The 18386-nt window shown below is 48.3% G+C and carries 18 protein-coding genes and 1 tRNA gene; 14 read left to right on the top strand and 5 right to left on the bottom strand.

The window, feature by feature from the left end; translation table 11 throughout:
- The first annotated feature begins 65 nt into the window (after nt 1-65).
- On the top strand, nt 66-1532 hold the full coding sequence (locus tag B2X65_RS15110; RefSeq protein ID WP_290613991.1) for a hypothetical protein: 1467 nt from the start codon (nt 66-68) through the stop codon (nt 1530-1532).
- A gap of 3 nt (nt 1533-1535) precedes the next feature.
- Here B2X65_RS15110 and B2X65_RS15105 read toward each other — a convergent pair whose 3' ends face one another.
- Nucleotides 1536-2954: an MFS transporter gene (locus tag B2X65_RS15105; RefSeq protein WP_290613989.1), complete on the bottom strand. Its 1419-nt coding sequence runs from the start codon at nt 2952-2954 to the stop codon at nt 1536-1538.
- Nucleotides 2955-2958: 4 nt separating this feature from the next.
- Nucleotides 2959-5037: a methionine--tRNA ligase gene (gene metG / locus B2X65_RS15100; RefSeq protein ID WP_290613988.1), complete on the bottom strand. Its 2079-nt coding sequence runs from the start codon at nt 5035-5037 to the stop codon at nt 2959-2961.
- A 161-nt stretch (nt 5038-5198) separates the two neighbouring features.
- On the opposite strand from metG, the gene apbC reads away from it, so the two are divergent.
- From apbC to B2X65_RS15080, 4 genes are all read left to right on the top strand, one after another.
- Complete coding sequence (apbC, locus tag B2X65_RS15095) at nt 5199-6131, top strand: iron-sulfur cluster carrier protein ApbC (RefSeq protein ID WP_290613986.1); 933 nt, start codon at nt 5199-5201, stop codon at nt 6129-6131.
- 2 nt (nt 6132-6133) lie between these two features.
- On the top strand, nt 6134-6724 hold the full coding sequence (dcd, locus tag B2X65_RS15090) for a dCTP deaminase (RefSeq protein ID WP_290613985.1): 591 nt from the start codon (nt 6134-6136) through the stop codon (nt 6722-6724).
- Nucleotides 6725-6906: 182 nt separating this feature from the next.
- Nucleotides 6907-7806, top strand: coding sequence for a DMT family transporter (locus B2X65_RS15085; protein WP_290613983.1), 900 nt, complete (start codon nt 6907-6909; stop codon nt 7804-7806).
- The gene (locus B2X65_RS15080) at nt 7803-8390 is read left to right on the top strand and encodes a glutathione S-transferase family protein (RefSeq protein ID WP_290613981.1); all 588 of its coding nucleotides are present in this window, start codon (nt 7803-7805) and stop codon (nt 8388-8390) included. Before B2X65_RS15085 ends, B2X65_RS15080 begins: the two co-directional genes overlap by 4 nt.
- Nucleotides 8391-8422: 32 nt before the next feature.
- Here the strand turns inward: B2X65_RS15080 and B2X65_RS15075 are convergent, their stop codons facing one another.
- Both B2X65_RS15075 and B2X65_RS15070 read right to left on the bottom strand, forming a co-directional pair.
- Nucleotides 8423-8971 (bottom strand): YaeQ family protein, encoded by a 549-nt coding sequence (locus B2X65_RS15075; RefSeq protein ID WP_290613979.1) that lies wholly within the window; start codon nt 8969-8971, stop codon nt 8423-8425.
- Nucleotides 8972-9038: 67 nt separating this feature from the next.
- Nucleotides 9039-9731, bottom strand: a complete 693-nt coding sequence (locus B2X65_RS15070; protein WP_290614005.1) for a superoxide dismutase — start codon at nt 9729-9731, stop codon at nt 9039-9041.
- A 107-nt stretch (nt 9732-9838) separates the two neighbouring features.
- On the opposite strand from B2X65_RS15070, the gene B2X65_RS15065 reads away from it, so the two are divergent.
- Nucleotides 9839-10216, top strand: a complete 378-nt coding sequence (locus B2X65_RS15065; protein WP_290613977.1) for a hypothetical protein — start codon at nt 9839-9841, stop codon at nt 10214-10216.
- Between the two features lie 98 nt (nt 10217-10314).
- Here B2X65_RS15065 and B2X65_RS15060 read toward each other — a convergent pair.
- Nucleotides 10315-10391, bottom strand: a tRNA-Pro gene (locus tag B2X65_RS15060).
- A 221-nt stretch (nt 10392-10612) separates the two neighbouring features.
- On the opposite strand from B2X65_RS15060, the gene B2X65_RS15055 reads away from it, so the two are divergent.
- The 8 genes from B2X65_RS15055 to B2X65_RS15020 all read left to right on the top strand — a co-directional run bounded on the left by B2X65_RS15055 (nt 10613) and on the right by B2X65_RS15020 (nt 18376).
- Nucleotides 10613-11485, top strand: a complete 873-nt coding sequence (locus B2X65_RS15055; RefSeq protein ID WP_290613975.1) for a DMT family transporter — start codon at nt 10613-10615, stop codon at nt 11483-11485.
- A 116-nt stretch (nt 11486-11601) separates the two neighbouring features.
- Entirely contained in the window at nt 11602-12705 is a 1104-nt protein-coding gene (locus B2X65_RS15050) for a 1-acyl-sn-glycerol-3-phosphate acyltransferase (RefSeq protein WP_290613973.1), read from the top strand.
- Nucleotides 12705-13556, top strand: a complete 852-nt coding sequence (locus tag B2X65_RS15045) for an EamA family transporter (protein WP_290613971.1) — start codon at nt 12705-12707, stop codon at nt 13554-13556. Before B2X65_RS15050 ends, B2X65_RS15045 begins: the two co-directional genes overlap by 1 nt.
- On the top strand, nt 13557-13802 hold the full coding sequence (locus B2X65_RS15040) for a DUF2960 domain-containing protein (RefSeq protein WP_290613969.1): 246 nt from the start codon (nt 13557-13559) through the stop codon (nt 13800-13802).
- Nucleotides 13803-13884: 82 nt separating this feature from the next.
- The gene (locus tag B2X65_RS15035) at nt 13885-15012 is read left to right on the top strand and encodes a M14 family metallopeptidase (RefSeq protein WP_290613967.1); all 1128 of its coding nucleotides are present in this window, start codon (nt 13885-13887) and stop codon (nt 15010-15012) included.
- A 29-nt stretch (nt 15013-15041) separates the two neighbouring features.
- Entirely contained in the window at nt 15042-15365 is a 324-nt protein-coding gene (locus tag B2X65_RS15030) for a zinc ribbon domain-containing protein (protein ID WP_290613965.1), read from the top strand.
- Between the two features lie 4 nt (nt 15366-15369).
- Nucleotides 15370-15648, top strand: coding sequence for a DUF1315 family protein (locus B2X65_RS15025; RefSeq protein ID WP_290613962.1), 279 nt, complete (start codon nt 15370-15372; stop codon nt 15646-15648).
- A complete protein-coding gene (locus B2X65_RS15020; protein WP_290613960.1) occupies nt 15638-18376 on the top strand; it encodes a DUF349 domain-containing protein in 2739 nt (912 codons plus the stop codon). The genes B2X65_RS15025 and B2X65_RS15020 overlap by 11 nt, the downstream gene beginning before the upstream one ends.
- Nucleotides 18377-18386 lie beyond the last annotated feature (10 nt).

Here is an 18386-nt window from a genome sequence, read left to right as displayed (position 1 = left end):
AGTCTTAAATGGGGCGACAATGTATAGTGTTGCTCAGGGTAAGCAAATAAGGATAAATACGAACAATGTCAATTGGAACTGTAGGTAAATCCAATTTTACAAAAGCGGTCAAAGCCCTGTTAAACCGAATTTACGACGATACACCGGTAGCCGACTCGTTGTTTGAGCAGGCAACACTATGGTTTAGAGGCGCTGCTGAACGGGAACAGCAACAGGCCGAGCTTGAGCAGCAAGTATTTCTGTTTAAGAACCGGCAAGCCCAGGCTAATAAAGGCGACCAGGCGCTGATCGAGCGAAACCTGCAACAGGTGCAAAACGAGCAGGAATTATTCAATAATCAGCAACAGCAAGACAAGCTAATTCGTTATGAATCGTTACGGCGTTTATGTTTGGATATTCTGGCCCTGTCTGAAAGCGATTCTTATGACGAAACCAATATTCAGACCGCTAAGATGCTAGGCACAATTCAGCTGATGTCACCGACTGTTGGTAAGCATATCGCGCCAACAAATCAAAAAAGTAAGCATCTCTATAAAGCACTGCTCAGCCTTCGTTTACTAGAGCGGTTGTTACTCGATAACCAAATAACCCAACCCTTTATTGTTCAGCGTTATCAGGCTGCTAAGCAGACTGCTGCTGAGGACGAATATCAACCGTTTCGAGACGATGTGCAAGTACCTTTGCTGATGGCGGCTCTGCTGCAGGATATTGGTAGTTGCCACCCCGACGCACAACTTATTCTTAAAGGCGCTGTTGGCGATTTGGATGAATTTAGGGTGCTGGAAAATGACGAGCGAACCGAGCTTTTAAAAATCAGTTATCGGGAAAGCTTAAATTTTGTGGTGCAGGCAATTGGTATTGGAGTTTATCAGGGGAACTCCAAAGAACAACGCGACAGGTATTTGCAAATTGAGCGTGAAAAGCAGGCGTTGCTGATATTTCTGCTGAAAAATGCCATAAAGCCTGAGCATGGTGTTGGAAACTTATTAAAAATACCGCAAATCTATACTTCGGTGGTGTTGTCGACTAAAGCAAACTATAGCTACGAATCATTACCAAAAGTCGGTTTAGTGTTGGAAAAAGGGGTGGAAAAGGGCGTTTACAGCCCGGTAGCGGTATCTGGCTTGCTTCAGATCTCCGGGGTGTTTCCGCAGGGGTTTGGTATAACCTATATTCCAAAAGATTCAGATCGTCAGGATTTAGATCGTTACGAATATGCCATTGTAACCGGTTTATATCCACAGGACCCTAAGATGCCAATCTGCCGCATGGTTACCCGTAATCTGACTTATAATGTGTCTGCTCAGGGCTGTGTGGTGAGTGTAGAGAATAATTTATATTATCCACTGGCCCGGAAAAAGCTGGAGCGGGTCACTGAGGAGCGGCTTTTGGAGATTTTAAGTAAATTGGTCTCTAATTTTGAAGAGCGCAAAACTATGGCTTTGTTACCTAAATGCTGGCACCCGAGAGAATATTTTTCTTACTCCAAAAATCAGAACCTGTGGAATAAAGCGGTGATAAATCAAAACTAGCCGTTAATTTGGTTTCACTGGCGCAGAGCTTTGTTCTGACAATGAACTATCTTTTGCGTCCAATGGGTCTTCATCAGTATTTTCTGTATTTTCAGCAGTATCCGCAGGCTTCGCAACGTGCTCTGACTCATTCTCTGCAGCAGGGATCGCATCATCCCGCATTTGTTGTTGCACTAAATCCTCGTCGACCCGCGGATCAAGTGCCGCAGCCAAAGGCGATGACACTAAATCACCTGATGCTACCTGGTAATCAGACGATGATTGTTGAGACAACATACGTTTGGCCATTTTCTGATTGTAATTAACCCGCTGCAGCCGGATAAACAGAACCAGGCAGGCAAGTGACATATAGCCATACAACATGCTGTTACCCAATAACTGCATTAACCCTGACGCGATCAATGGGCCTATGGTGGCGCCAATGCCAAAGGTTAACAATATTGTTGCGGACAAGGCCACTCGCTCGTTGGCGTCTATATGTTGATTGGCCAGCGCCGTGGCCAGTGGATAAAGGGTAAATGCCAGAATGCCAAAGCAGAAGGTCATGCCAATTAACAGTGGGCCTGTTATCGGCAGAGCCGCCATGGCAAGTACGATGAGTCCAAGTAACGCACTATTTACCCGTAACAGCCGGCTGCGCGGTATTTTATCCGACAGCTTACCCATGGGCCACTGAGCCAGTAATCCGGCGAAAATGGTGGCTGACATAAATACCGCAATTTCTTTTGTCGACAAGCCAGAACCAGCCGCAAATGCCGGTGCCAGACCATAGAATGAGCCTGAGATCCCGCCGGCCATCAGTATGGTCGTCAGTGATTGCGGTACCTGACGCCAGAACGGTAGAATTTTCAATGGCGCAGGATGTAACGGCGCTGGGTGGATCCGTTTCGTCAATGCTATAGGTACAATACACAGCGCGTAACAAATGCCAACCAATAGCAAAGGCTGTAAGCCGAGTTCAGGAAAAAACGATAGCACGGTCTGGCCGCCAACCATCCCAACATAAGAGACAATCATATAACTGGCGAATACGGTCCCCCGTTGGTTCGTTTCAGCCTGTTCGTTAAGCCAGCTTTCCAGCACCATGTATTGACACATCATGCCGGTACCTACCATCAGGCGTAATACCAGCCATACCTGTAGATCATCGGTTAAAGCGTGGCCTAATGCAGAGGCCGTCACCATGCCGGCACTTGCGACAAAGGTTCGGATATGGCCAACCCGGCCAATAAGTTTATGACCCAGTTTCGAGCCTACTACCAATCCCAGATAATAAGCTGACATCATGCCGCCGATCCACAGCTGCGCAACACCGTCAGCCGCCAGTGATAACCCCAGATAAGTGGTTAACAGGCCAGCCCCTAACACCATGATCAGGGTTGTGGCAAATAATGACGAGAAACTGCGCATTGGGTTTAGCATTGGCTTATTTTACCCGCATACCCGGAAGTGCACCATCATCTGGGCTTAAGATAAATAAATCGCCACCACCAGGGCCGGCTGCCAGTACCATACCCTCTGACAGACCAAAGCGCATTTTACGAGGAGCCAGATTAGCCACCATAACGGTGCTTCGGCCTACTAAATCTTCAGGCTTGTAAGCCGCTTTAATGCCGGCAAATACCTGACGGGTTTCACCTTCGCCAATATCCAGCTGCAATTGCACCAGTTTATCTGCACCCTCGACGGCATTGGCGCTAATGATTTTAGCCACCCGCAAATCTATTTTAGCGAAGTCGTCAATACTGATGGTCTCACTGATAGGTTCGCGAACGCTACGTTGCGAGGTTGTCGCTTCGTTGGTGGCCGCTGCCGGGGCTGCCTTGTCCGGTGTAGCTTTCGGCTGGTTTAGCGCTGCAGGTTGCAGGCTTTCGGTTGAATCAGCCACCATAGCGGCTACTTTTAACGGGTCAACCCGCTGCATTAACGCTTTAAACGGGTTAATGCTATGGTTAAGCAGTGGGGTCTGATAGTTCTGCCAACTGAGTTCTGTATTTAAAAAGGCTTCTACTTCTTGCGCCATTACCGGCAGTATCGGCTTTAAATAATGCATTAATACCCGGAATAAATTCAGGCCCATTGAACATACATCATGGGCTTCTTGTTGGCGTGCTTCGTCTTTTACCAGGACCCAGGGCGCCTTGTTATCAATATACTGATTTGCCTTATCGGCCAATGCCATAATGTCGCGGATGGCTCTGGCAAATTCCCGCTTTTCAAAACTGTCAGCAATGCTGGTACCCGCATTAACAAATTCTTGTAATAAATCGGGTTCAGCAATGCTTGCTGCCAGTTTTCCGTCAAAGCGCTTACTAACAAAGCCGGCACAACGACTGGCAATATTCACCACTTTACCGACTAAATCAGCATTTACTTTCTGGGTGAAATCTTCAAGATTTAAATCTAAATCTGTAATGCCGGATGTTAGCTTAGAGGCAAAATAATAGCGTAAATATTCCGGATTTAAGTTATCCAGGTAGGTACGGGCTTTAATAAAGGTGCCGCGAGACTTAGACATTTTGGCGCCATTTACGGTAACAAAACCATGCGCAAAAACTGCGTTGGGCTTTCTGAAACCGGCGCCTTCCAGCATGGCAGGCCAGAACAAGCTATGAAAATAAATAATATCTTTACCAATAAAATGGTAAACCTCAGCGCTGGAGTCTTGCCGCCAGAAGCTGTCAAAATCTATATTGTTGTTATCGCAATAATGTTTAAAGCTGGCCAGATAGCCGATAGGTGCATCCAGCCAGACATAGAAAAACTTACCGGGGGCGCCTGGGATCTCAAAGCCAAAATAGGGGGCATCGCGGCTGATATCCCACATTTGCAGGCCATCGGTAAACCACTCCTGTAATTTATTAGCCATTTCTTCCTGCAGGGCACCACTACGGGTCCAGTCCTGTAGCATCTGGCTAAACGCCGGCAAATCAAAAAAGTAATGTTCGGAGTCTTTCAATACCGGGGTGGCACCTGATACAACAGAGCGCGGGTTTTTAACATCGGTGGGGCTGTATGTGGCACCACAGACATCACAACTATCACCATTTTGATCAAGTGCACCACATTTCGGGCAGTCTCCTTTGACGAAGCGATCCGGCAAAAACATATTTTTTTGTGGGTCATACAACTGACTGATGGTTTTACGTTTTATATGGCCCGCGTCATCCAGTCGCTGATAAATCAGGCTGGCAAACTGCCGGTTTTCTTCGCTGTGGGTAGAATAATAATTGTCAAAACCAATGGCGAAACCGGCAAAGTCGGCTTCATGCTCAATTTTAGTTTGGGCAATCATTTGCTCCGGCGCGATCCCCTGTTGCTGCGCTTTAAGCATAATAGGAGTGCCATGAGCATCATCGGCGCATACATAGTAGCATTCGTGGCCCCGGGCTTTTTGAAAGCGTGACCAGATATCGGTTTGAATATATTCAAGCAGGTGGCCTAAATGGATAGGGCCGTTAGCATAGGGTAAAGCACTGGTAATTAAAATTTTCCGTTGCGACATCGGGAGGGCTCTTTGCATAAATAACTGAAAAAATATTGCTGAATGATACAATAGCCAGCTTAAAATCGCATCCGCCAAAGACCGTATGCAGCAAAATTGTCGCAGTTAACTGCGAATTAGTTTCTTTTGCAGCATAGTTTGTAGCTTAGTTTGGAGCAACAATGTTCAATTGGTTAAAAAAATCGGCAATAAAACCGCAGCCAGCAGTATCGGGCGACACGAAACCAGATAGCAACTACCACGAAGAGACAGTTGCGCTCGATACCCTGTTGGAGGGACTGCGGGTAACGGAACCTGTTATGGCCAATATTCAGCATATAGTGTTGGTGGCTTCAGGCAAGGGCGGAGTAGGTAAGTCTACTACGGCGGTCAATCTGGCCAGCACCCTTGCAACCATGGGCCTGCGTACCGGCTTGCTGGATGCGGATATTTACGGGCCTTCTATTCCGTTAATGCTTGGCCTGGCCGGTGCCAGAGCCGACTCGCCAGACAACAAGCTCCTTAACCCAAAAAAAGCGTTTGGCATCAGTTTGCAATCAATCGGTTTTCTGGTCGATCCGGAACAGGCGTCGGTCTGGCGAGGGCCAATGGCCAGTCAGGCACTGTTACAACTAATTAATGAGACCTTATGGCCAAAGCTGGATATTCTTATTGTTGATATGCCACCGGGTACCGGCGATATTCAGCTTACCCTGGCCCAAAAGCTGAAAGTAAGTGGTGCTCTGATTGTAACTACTCCGCAGGATGTGGCATTAACTGATGCCGGTAAAGCCATTGCTATGTTTAAACAGGTTAATATTCCGGTACTGGGCCTGATAGAAAATATGAGTTATTACCTGTGTCCGCATTGTGGCGAAACCGATGATATATTTGGTACCGCGGGCGGCCTGCGGCTGGCTGAGCGTTACCAGGTACCGGTACTTGGTCAGTTACCGCTTGAGCGACAAATTCGCGAACATGCTGATCAGGGCGAACCCGCAGTATTAAAGCTGCAGCCAATTGCCGAGATTTACCGTACAATCAGCGGCAAAATGTTAACTAATATCACCGGCGCCACCGCGCAACAGGTAGAAATTGTAATAACGGATGACTAAGCATGAGATTGAGTGACCGCGATATAGAGCGTTACCTGGCTGAAGGTAAAATAGGCATAACCCCGGCGCCAGATGTCGATATGATCAGCGGAGTTAGCGTTGATATCCGACTGGGGAACAAATTCAGAGTATTTCAGGCCCATGCTGCTCCTTATATTGATCTGAGTGGCCCGCGGGCGCAAGTAGATGCTGCACTTAATTCAGTAATGAGCGATGAAATTTATATAGCAGATGATCAGGTTTTTATTCTGCATCCCAGCGAGTTAGCGCTGGGTGTCACGCAGGAGTCCGTGCGCTTACCGTCAGACATTGTGGGCTGGCTCGATGGCCGCTCGTCTTTAGCGCGTTTAGGATTAATGGTGCATGTTACTGCGCATCGTATTGATCCGGGCTGGTCGGGCAATATCGTGCTGGAATTTTATAACAGCGGAAAATTGCCATTGGCGTTGCGTCCGCATATGAAAATTGGTGCGCTTAACTTTGAGTTAATGACAACCCCGGCGGACCGACCCTATAACACCCGGGCAGACGCGAAATACCGGCAGCAAACCGGCGCTGACGCCAGCCGGATTGGCCATGATGACAAAGGCTAAGTAACGCCAGCTTACTAAAATTAAAAAACCCACGACAATGCGTGGGTCAAAAACATAAAGCTATAAAGCAAAAATGAAGCGGGATTATTATGCAATAAAATTGCATAGCTTGGCAATATCATGCTGTTAAATAATTGCTGATTTTTAGAGATTTACTCAGTTTTTTTGCAGGGAGCTGTACTGTGGCGTTTGCCAGTATTATTCGTTTACTAAGTCTGGCCGCAATTTGGGGCGCATCCTTTCTGTTTATGCGTCTTGCCGTGCCTGAACTTGGGCCTGCCTGGTTAATGTTTGGCCGGGTGTTGCTGGCATCACTGTTTCTGGCGCTGGTGGCCATAGGCTATCGACGGAGTCTGCCTATTCGTCAGTATGCCGGCCACTTTATGGTGCTTAGCTTTTTTAATACCGCCTTACCTTTTTTGTTGTTTGCTTATGCAGCGCAAACACTAACCGCATCTTTACTGGCCGTGCTAAATGCCACCGCGCCGTTGTGGGGAGCGATCATTGGCTGGTTGTTTTTCAGGCAGGTCATGACGTTCAAAGTGGTAGCAGGTTTATTATTGGGGATTGCTGGTGTGGCTATTCTGGTTGGTTTCGATCCAATCGTGGCAGACAGCGCTGCATTACCTGCTATCGCAGCGGCTGCAGGCGCCGCCTGTTGTTATGGTATTGCTACCTGGTATACCCGGCAGGCCAGGCCAGTACCGGCCTTTATAAATGCCCATGGCAATATGTGGGGTGCTACCTTATGGTTGCTGCCGCTGTTGTGGTTTATACCGCTGACTGAAACTCAACCAGCAACGCATACGCTCCTCTCGGTATTGGCATTAGGTGTGCTTTGCACCGGTGTGGCTTATTTACTGTACTTCAGGCTGGTGCAGGATATTGGTGCGACACCCACCCTTACCGTCACTTTTTTGATCCCGGTGTTTGGTGTAATGTGGGGCCACTTATTTCTAAACGAAACGATAGGCTGGCACACCTTGGCAGGGGCCGGTATTGTTATCATCGGGACTATGCTGGTTACCGGTTTTAATTTAAATGCGGTCCGAACCGCGACAGCGTTAAAGGAATCACAATGAAATTATACGGTTCACAAACTTCACCTTACGTCAGGCGGATCCGCCTGTTTCTGGCAGATACCCCCTGCGAGTTTATCAGGCTTAATATTCTGGAAGGTGCTGATCGTGAAACACTGGCAGCTATGAACCCTACATTGCGTGTTCCTATGCTGGTAGCTGATGGCAATGTTATTTTTGATTCCGGGGTGATCTTTCGTTACCTGGTGGCGAAAACCAAAGCCGCGGTCAAAGTTGAAGCGCTAAGCTGGTATCAGGAGAATCAGCTGACGGTGATCAATGCTGTAAATGACTCATTGGTCATGCTATACCAATGCAGCCGCAGCGGTCTGGATACTAACGACGACAAGCTATTTTTTAACCTGCAGCGTGAACGTATTGCCACGTCTATGTATGTGTTGGAACAACAGGCCGCTAATGCTGAGTTCGCGAACTGGAACTATCCGGCAATAGCACTGTACAGCCTGCTTGACTGGATTTTATTTCGAGAGCTGCTGGAGCTGGATGAGTATCCGGCGTTACTGGCGTTCATTGACCAGCAGCAACAGCAGCCGATGGTAACTGAATCTGATCCAAGATTAACATAACGCCAGCTTTTGTCAGTGGTCCGCTAGGCCGGTTATGGCCCGTGTTTCAGCACTACCGGCTCAATCAGCACACTCTGAGTGGCATCAGATAACCAAATCTGGCCCTCACTGATATTGCATTGCAGCTGCATATTGCGGCTGACTAATGCGGCCATTTCCTTTACTGCCGCTTCAGGAATGTCGATAACCCGCAGGTTTTGATAACGCTGTAAGGCAGCTTCAATATTTTTCCACCACACCGGCACACTGCGACCACCATAGCAAAATAATTGTACCTGACGCGCCCGGCCACATGCTTTACGTAACCATTTTTCATCGCTCTGGCCAAACTCGATCCACAAATTCACGTTGCCGGTTAAGTCGCAATCCCACAACTCGGCTTGATCTTCTTCAGCACTTAGCCCTTTGGTAAACGTCAGGCTGTCAGAGGCGTTAAGCATAAATGCCAATAAACGCACCATCATCCGCTCATCATTTTCCGATGGATGCTGGGCCAGGGTTAAGCTGTGATCCTGATAATAATTACGGTCCATATCTGCGATTTGCAGCTGAACTTTAAAAACCGTCGCTTTAAGTGCCATAAAGGTATTCCAGCTATAAAAAAGCCGCAGTGTAACGCAGCACCGCGGCTATGGCATTAAAAACAGTTTAGTTGCTGGCAGTATTGAATAACGTGTTTACTTTATTCCAATTAACAAGCTTCCACCAGGCGGTGGCATAGTCACCACGCTTATTCTGGTATTGCAGATAATACGCATGCTCCCACACATCCAGTGCCAATATCGGGGTGCCTTGCACATCAACCACATCCATCAGCGGATTATCCTGGTTTGGTGTTGACGTTACGACCAGCTTGTTGTTTTCATCGAGAATAAGCCAAGCCCAGCCAGAGCCAAAGCGGGTGGCAGCCGCCTGATTAAACGCTTCTTGCAACGCAACTAACGATCCAAAGTCACGGTTAATCGCGGCTTGCAGTTCAGCCGAAGGCTGACCGCCCTGGCCTGGTGGGGCCATAACCTGCCAGAACAACTGATGGTTATAGTGGCCACCGCCGTTATTCCGTACCGCGTTGTTATAGCGTGACATCCGCGCCATAATGGCTTCCAGTGGCAACTCTGCTAATTCAGGAAAGTTTTTAACCTGGCCATTGAGGTTATTCACATAGGCCTGATGGTGCTTACCATGGTGTATTTGCATGGTATCTTTATCTATCACTGGTGCCAGCGCATCAGCAGCGTAAGGTAAGGACGGCAGGGTAAAGGTATCTGCCGCAGCTGTCGCGATAAAGCCCAGGTTAACTATTGCAGCAAGCAAAAGGGATGTGGCGGTTTTTAGCATTATGGAGCACTCCTGTTAAAAAATATCGGTTAGTTACGGATATGACTTGCTGGTTGTTTACGTTCTATCGTTTATTATTGGTTCAATCAAAGGAATTTAAAGGTGTATTAATGAAACTCATCATTGCCTTCATTAGCCTGATTTGGGTTTTGCCGTTTGATGTCCAGTACAACCCGCCGCAGCGCGCACAGCTAACTGAACGCCCGTCAGAAACTCCGACAAGGGAAAGGGATGCTCAGGTAAAACGTGATTTGCAGAGTGAAATAACCAAACTAAAAGGGCAAAAAGCCAGGTTACAAAGCCGGCGCGATATTGAAATTACAAAATTGCGGCAGTCTAAGCTCCAAGCTAATAATAATTTGGCTGGCGCTGTGTGGGAAGATAGCGTGTCAAAAGAGATAGCGGCAATATCAGCGAAATACGATACCGACATTCGCGCGTTGGATAGCAAAATTGACAGATTATCAAAACAATTAAGACGACTTTAGAGGCTGATGTCATATAAATAATGATTGGATTATATGCTGAACTTGCTTTCTGAAACAAAAAAACCACTAAAATTAGTGGTTTTTTTGTGGGTATTTAATGGTCGGTACGAGAGGATTCGAACCTCCGACCCCTTCACCCCCAGCGAAGTGCGCTACCAAGCTGCGCTACGTACCGACGTAGGGCGTATCATAATGATTCCCCGCCAGAAAGCAATGCTCGATGCGCTAACTGCAGTAATTTTCGCCAATTGTCGAAAATTGAATGGTTAAGACTTTTTAATGGCGGCTTTAAGTGGCGGCCATAAGTATGTTCAATAACCATTATTACCAAGCGCGGCTATTAAAACTGCCACTTGCTTGCTAGTATAGCCATCTTTACGTCTTTAGGTTGCAACTGTGCTGTGGATCCCCTTTACTTTGCTGGCTGCGTTTATGCAGGCTTGGCGCAATGCATTTCAAAAGCAACTAAGCAAAGAAGTAAAAGTGGCGGGGGTAACTCTGGCGCGCTTTATCTGGGCCTCACCATTGGCTGCGATGTATTTATGGGTACTTTACCAGTGGCAACCGGCACCATTTCCACAAGTTAACGGTAACTTTGCGGGCTATATTATTGGTGCGGCGCTGGCCCAGATCCCGGCAACCTCGTTAATGGTTAAGCTGTTTATGCTGCGCAACTATGCTATTGGCGCCGGCCTGGCCAAAAGTGAGGCGGTGCTGGCAGCGGTGCTTGGTGTCATGTTTTTTAGCGAAGCACTAACGCCATTAGCCTGGTTAGGCGTTTCGCTCGGGGGCTTTGCGGTATTTTTATTAAGTGGCGCCAGTTTGCGCCGGTTGTCCTGGCCGGTGATGTTGCTAGGGCTTGGCAGCGGTCTGGCCTTTGCATTAACGTCGCTTTGGGTAAGGCAAGCCAGCCTGGTGCTGGGCTTGCCTTTTTTGCATGGTGCTGCCTGGGTGTTACTGCTGGTTATCGTATTGCAAACCTTTCTGCTTATAACGTGGTTAAGTCTGAAAGACCGGAATACATTGCTGGCATTATGGCAACGACCTAAACTGACGTTGCTGGTCAGTTTCTGTAGCTGTATCGGTTCGGTTGGCTGGTTTACCGCGATGAGTCTGGAATCGGTTGCATTAGTAAAGACACTCGGCCAGGTTGAAGTAGTATTTATGCTACTTATTTCAACTTTTGTTTTGAAAGAGAAGCTGGTGCGAAATGACCATCTGGGACTGGTGTTTATTGTGCTGGCGGCCATTTGCGTTATGTGGGCCTAATCTGGTTATTGAACTGCTGAGTTCGCACTTATATGAGAAAAATGCGTTCTGTACTGGTGAAATTTTGCTAACTCAGTAAAATAGGCCGCTGTTTTAACTAACCGAACTGAGTACTAGTGGAGCAGGATCCTTTTGCCGACATCCGGCCATATCATGATAACGAAGTCGCTCCGGCTATCGCGCGCTTAATTGCTGACCGTGAGTTTATTCAGGCTATCCTGCATTATCGTTTTCCGCGGTTGTCCGGACCTTTTGGCTGGTTACTGTCGCCGCTGGTGCGACTTTGGTTAAAGCGGCGCTGGGCCAGATTAAAGTCGGTGAGGGCAGTGCAATTGCAGGTTGCCGGCTTTATGGACCGAATGATTGCCAGTACGACCGATAAAGTCACTTATTCCGGTCTTGAAAATTTAGACCCAAAGCAGCCATACTTATTTTTATCAAACCATCGTGACATCGCCATGGATCCGGCGCTGGTAAACTGGTGTTTGCACCAACAGGGTTTTGCCACGGTGCGCATCGCTATAGGCGACAATTTATTGCGCAAAGCTTGCGCCACAGAATTAATGAAGTTAAATAAAAGCTTTATTGTGAAACGCGGCGCGAAAGGGCCGCGCGAAATGCTGAAAAACCTGACCCAGCTCTCTGCATATATAAAACACTCTCTGGACGAGCAGCATTCGGTCTGGATTGCCCAACGTGAAGGAAGGGCCAAAGACGGAAATGATCAGACCGATCCGACCATCTTAAAAATGTTTTACATGCAGGGAAAAAAACAGGGCCTGAGTTTCAGTGAGTATCTGCAAAGCCTGAATATCGTGCCGGTATGTATCTCCTATGAGTACGATCCTTGCGACACCGATAAAATAAATGAACTTTGGCAGAAAAAGACCCAAGGTAACTATCAGAAAACGGAATTTGAAGATATTGATGCCATTATTAAAGGCATAGTGGGTTACAAAGGCAAAGTGCATGTCGCGTTTGCTAACCCTGTGCGCGCTTTGCCAGATGATCCGGATGCTGCTGCCGCCGAGATTGACCAGCAGATTTGGCAACGTTATCGCTGTTACCCGATCAATGCCCTGGCTGCAGGTAATGCTAAGCCAGACGCCACCGAGCAAGCCATTGAGCAATGGCAACAACGATTGCAAAGTGTGCCGCCAGGAGCGCAGGAACTGATGACCAAATTGTATGCCACCCCTGTGGTTAAACAGCAGCAATAATGGCTTATTTACTCAGTGTCACCGTGCTGTGGGCTTTTTCGTTCAGCCTGATTGGCGTGTATCTGGCCGGGCAGGTAGACCCGTATTTTGCCGTGTTAACCCGGATAACCCTGGCGCTGCTGTTATTCAGCCCTTTGTTACTTAGACATCGTTTTGCTGCCCGCCTGGTATGGCCGGTTATGGCGTTTGGTGCGGTGCAACTGGGTGTGATGTATCTGTTTTACTATCAGTCATTTTTGCTGTTAACCGTGGCAGAGGTATTGGTTTTTACTATTTTTACCCCGTTGTACATTACCTTGTTACACGACGTGCTTGCCAGACGCTTTAATCCACAATTTTTTGTAGCGGCGCTCATTGCCGTGTTGGCCGCAGCGTTAATGCGCTATCAATCGGTAAGTGCACATTACTGGACCGGCTTTGCGGTAGTGCAGGGTGCTAATATCTGTTTTGCTTTAGGCCAGGTCGGCTATAAAAGGTTGATGGCCCGCCACCCGGGTATTAAACAGCATCAGTTGTTTGGCTGGTTTTATGCCGGCGCCGTCTTGGTAGCACTACCTGCCTGGTTGCTACTAGGGAGTGCTGAGTATCCAACCACGACTGTGCACTGGGCGGTGCTGTTGTGGCTGGGACTGATCGCTTCTGGTCTTGGTTATTATGGCTGGAATAAAGGTGCGACGCAGGTATCGAGCGGTATGCTGGCAGTGATGAACAATGCGCTTATTCCGGCCGGGCTACTGGTTAATGTTATCATTTGGCAGCGCGATACAGATTTAGTGCGCTTAAGCATTGGCTGCGCTATGATCGGTTTTTCAATCTGGTTGTGCCGCAGGCCTGCCAGGCAGGGAGGTTAAGTGGCAAGACAAGTACAATATACCTTTAAAGGTACCAGCAAGGTTATTGCCTTTAGTTACGATCGTTTTGTTGATTTATACGAGGCGGTAGCGGCAGCAGAGGGTATCGATTTAAGCAGCTTTCTTGCTATGGAGCAACAGGTAGCAAAAACGGCGAAGGATAAAGCCGCTATAAAGAATTTCCGGCAGCAAGCCTTTACCAAAATGGGTTTTAGTAACATCATTTTTCTGCGGGACGAGCCCTGAGAACCATGTTCAGCCAATATTGGCTATGTTAGGCTTTGCCCCTTTGTACACCAGAAATTGACAGTAAAACAGGAATTGAAATATGAAAATCACCAGCAACTTTGACAGTGGAAACATCGAGATAATTAAAGCCGATGATCCGGCTGACATTCAATTGGCTATTCGTAAAGACAACAATTCTGATTTTTACCAATGGTTTCATTTTCGGTTAAACAGTCCGCATCCACAGCTGCACAAAATAACCCTTACTAATGCAGCGGGCTCGGCTTATCCTGATGGCTGGCAAGATTATCAGGCGGTTGCCTCGTACGATCGCCAAACCTGGTTCCGGGTAGAAACGGAATATGATGGCAAAGCGCTAACCATTAATCATTACCCTGAAGCAGAATCGGTTTATTTCGCCTACTTTGCGCCATACAGCTACGAGCGGCATCAGGATTTACTGCATCAGGCACAAAACGACTACAACTGTCAGCTGGTTGATTTGGGCGAAACGCTAGATGGTCGTGATATGAGCTTACTGGTAGTTGGCGAGCCGGATGACACCAAAAAGAAAATCTGGATCACGGCTCGCCAGCATCCGGGTGAAACTATGGCCGAGTGGTTTATTGAAGGTCTGCTCGACCGCTTACTGGATGAAGATGATGGTGTGGCGCGCAGCTTGCTGGCCAAAGCGGTTTTCTACATTGTACCTAATATGAACCCCGATGGCAGTGTGCGCGGTAATTTGCGCACCAATGCTGCTGGCGCCAACCTGAACCGTGAATGGCAAAACCCGACGCTGGACCACAGCCCGGAAGTCTATCTGGTTCGCCAGAAAATGCTGGAAACCGGCCTGGATATGTTTCTCGACATTCATGGCGATGAAAACTTACCCTACAACTTTGTTGCCGGTGCCGAAGGGGTCCCTTCGTACAATGACCATATGCAGCAGTTGGAGCAAGACTTCAAAGCCGCATTATTGACGGTAACTCCGGAATTTCAGGTCAAGTATGGTTATGATAAAGATGCGCCGGGTCAGGCTAATTTAACCGTTGCCACCGCTTGGGTAGCTGAACAGTTTAAATGTCTGGCGTACACGGTAGAAATGCCGTTTAAAGACAATGCCAATTTACCCGATGAGGCTTTTGGCTGGTCTGATATTCGCTCCATGAAGCTGGGGCAGGACAGTTTAAGCGCCATTTTACAGGTAGTGGACAAACTTCGTTAAGACAGCAGCGATAAGGTTAGTAAAGTATTATGGCCATTATTTCCTGCCCGTTCTGCGGGCAACGTATTTCTGATAAAGCCGCCAGTTGCAGTAAATGTGGTGGCGATCTTACCAGCAACACGCCAGAGAAACTGGCAGCGATTGAACGGGATAGAAAAAACCGGAAAATGCAATCACTGATGAACCAGTCAATGCTGGCGATGGTATTGTTTTTAGCTGGTTTTGGTATTTTGTATTGGTGGCAGCCCGTTAATCATAACTATAACCAGTATGTATCTAACGCGGCTATCGGCATTGGATTCTGCTGGTACGTCGTCTCCCGGGCCCGTATTATTTTATTAAAGCGAAAATAAGGCTATGGATTTTAAAGCACTGGTTGGCGCAATGGCGCCTGACACCTATCAAAAACTGGCAGATGCCGTTGCCACAGGGCGCTGGGCAGATGGTAATGTGTTAAGTGAACAGCAGAAGGCTCAAACACTGCAACTGGTGCTGGCATATCAGGCGACAGTGCTTAAGTCAGATGAGTTATTTACAGTAGGCGCCGATGGTCAGCTGATCCAAAAAAGCAAAGCTGAACTTAAGAAGCAATTTAACAGTGATGCAATAGCAAGGTTCGGACACGATGATATTTAAGAACTGGTTTAAACCGAAGTGGCAACATCCCGACCATGCTGTACGTCAACACGCTATTGCCAGCCTGTCCGCCAGTCAGCGAGAGCACAAAGAAATATTACACGAGCTGGCGTTTAACGACAGTAGTGAAACGGTGCGTCGCAGTGCTCTGGAACATCTGAATGATTTTTCACTATGGTGGCAGGCCAGTAAACAGGATAGCAGCGAGCGGTTACGTCAGCAGGCAGAGCAGCAACTGTTGACCATGCTGCTAACCCAGCAAATTAACAGTCAGCTGAAACGTCAATTTATCGCGCAGTGCAATCGCACTACCTTACTGGAACAACTGGCAGAGCAGGAAAGTGATGCTGAAATTCTGTTTATCGTATTGCAGCGGCTAAACCGACCGGAGTTAAACGCCAAAGCGTTAACCGAGGCGGTGCTTACCATTGCCCAGAAACAGCAATTACTGGCAACGCTCGATGACCCGAAACAGCTTGATAAACTGAGCAAAGTGCTAAGTGGTGAACTTGCCGAGCAGCTGGAACAAAAATTAACAGCGCGCTCTGAGCAACAACAACGTCCTGTAAAATTACGCAAAGAAATCACCTTACTGCTGGCCCGGCTTAATGCGCTACGTGATCGTTTTGGCGCGGCAGATATTCCGGCGCAACTGGCAGAGCTGCAAAACCAGTGGCAGCAATGTTCTACGCAACTAAGCTGCTTGCCCGCAGCTGAAGCGGCCAGTTTCAGCGATAAATATCAGCAATTGATTGAAAAGCTGCAAAGCTGGCTGGCGCCTCAATTACAGCAACTGGCAGAGGCTCAGGCTGAAGCCGCCTGTATGGCAGCTGCTGAACAGCACGCCTTGCGCTTTACCGAGGCATTAGGTCAGGTTGCCAGTCAGTTAAGTGATGCGTTAGCCAGGGTCGATATTAGTGCAGCAGAAACGGTAGGCGAACAGTTAGGCACAATCGCCAGACAAATTGCCGACACCAGTGAGCTGAACGTGACACAGCGACAACGGCTATTGCAACAACATAGCACGCTGGCAAAGCAGCTAACCAGTTTGCCGCAAACCGCTGAGAAGTTAAGTCAGGCATCGCGGTTAGTCAGTGACTGGGCGGCTCAGTCTGTGCCAGATGACCCGGTTGAGCTTGACGCTGTCAAAGAGCAACTGCAATTGTATAAACGTCAATGGCGCGATATCACGGCCGATTTGCCATTGGCAGTGCCACAGGCTGTGCTAACGGCAAAGCAGGAATTACAACACCAGTGGCAGCAGGCGATTGCCGCAGCTACCAATCAATCAGAACGTGCCGTACGCCAGTGTCGCAGTAAAATTGCAGAATTTAAACGGCTTGATCAACAAGGCCGCTACAAAATACTGTTTGGCTTATTCAAAGGGATAACTGCCGATTATGCTCAGCTAAATAATACTGAGCAGCAAAAGCTGGCTACAGATTATCAGCTGGTGAGTACCCGGATCACCGAGCTGGCTGACTGGCAGGAATATATTGCTACGCCGCGAAAGCAGCAGGCTCTGGTCCAAATGCAGCAACTGGCTCTGGCTGAACCAGCGGATATTCCGGCCCGGGCAGAGCAGGTAAAACAGGCCCGGGCGCAATGGGGTAGTTTTGGTAAAGCCGGCGCTGAGCAGGACGCTGAGCTAAATGCTGCGTTTGATACTGCCTGCGAGCAGGCCTACGCGCCTTGCCGTGTGTATTTTGCCGAGCAGGATGCAATAAAAACGGCGAATTTGACCGCTCGAGAGCAGATTATCACTGAGTTGGAGCAGCTAGCGGCAGCGCAACCAGATGCCGCTGCCCTGGAAAGTGGCTTAAAATCGCTGACCCAGGCCTGGCAGCAAGCCGGCCCGGTTAAACGCCAGGATTACCTTAGCGTACAGCAGCGTTATCAGGCCGCACTAAATGTGTTAAAAGACCGGGCTGCTGAATTTCAGCAGCAGGTTGCTGAACAAAAAAACGCGCTGCTTACTGAAGCAAACGCTGCCGTGACGCTTAGCGATAGCAACCAAACCAGTAAAATATTAAAAGAGTTGCAGCAGCGCTGGAAGATATTGGGTTATGCCGGTAAAAAACTTGATCAGCAGTTATGGCAGCAGTTTCGTAAAGTGTGCGATGACTTCTTCAGCCAACGCCAGGCGGTGTTTGCTGAGCAGCAGCAGCAGCAGTTGGCCCAGGAGCAAGCGCTTAGCACGGCGTTAAGTGACATTGCGCAGACGGTGCAAGCATTAACACCCGCCAGCAGCAGTAGCGAATTAACGGCCGTAAATGAGCAGTTGCAGCAGCTGGATGTCGGGGTGATTGCCAGTGCCCGCAAGCAGCGGGATAATTTGCGCCAGCAAGTACAGTTGCTAATCCAGCAACAGGCCAGTCAGGTCGCACAGCAAGATATTATCGCGCTGTTTACTTGCCTGGCAGATCCTGATTGCAGCAGCGAAAACTGGCCGCAGCAATTTAAGCCGCAAGCAGGGTTAGCCGGTGCGCTGGGACTTGATCGCAAAGGGATAACACAGGCACTGGAGATAATCAGTGGACAAACGGGTCCTGAGTCGGAGCGTACTGAGCGTCAGCAGGTGCAACTAACCTTACTTACCCTGAAACACAACGCTGGTGAAGTGACTGACAAAAATAGCCTTTTACAACACTGGCTGGCATTTGGTCCGCTTATGCAGCAAGAACTGAGTTTAGTGCCACGGGTTAAACCATTATTTATCAGTGAGTAAGCGAACAGGG

Source organism: Arsukibacterium sp. UBA3155 (assembly GCA_002364615.1).
GTDB lineage: Bacteria > Pseudomonadota > Gammaproteobacteria > Enterobacterales > Alteromonadaceae > Alishewanella.
This window is presented reverse-complemented; position numbering and strand designations above follow the sequence as displayed.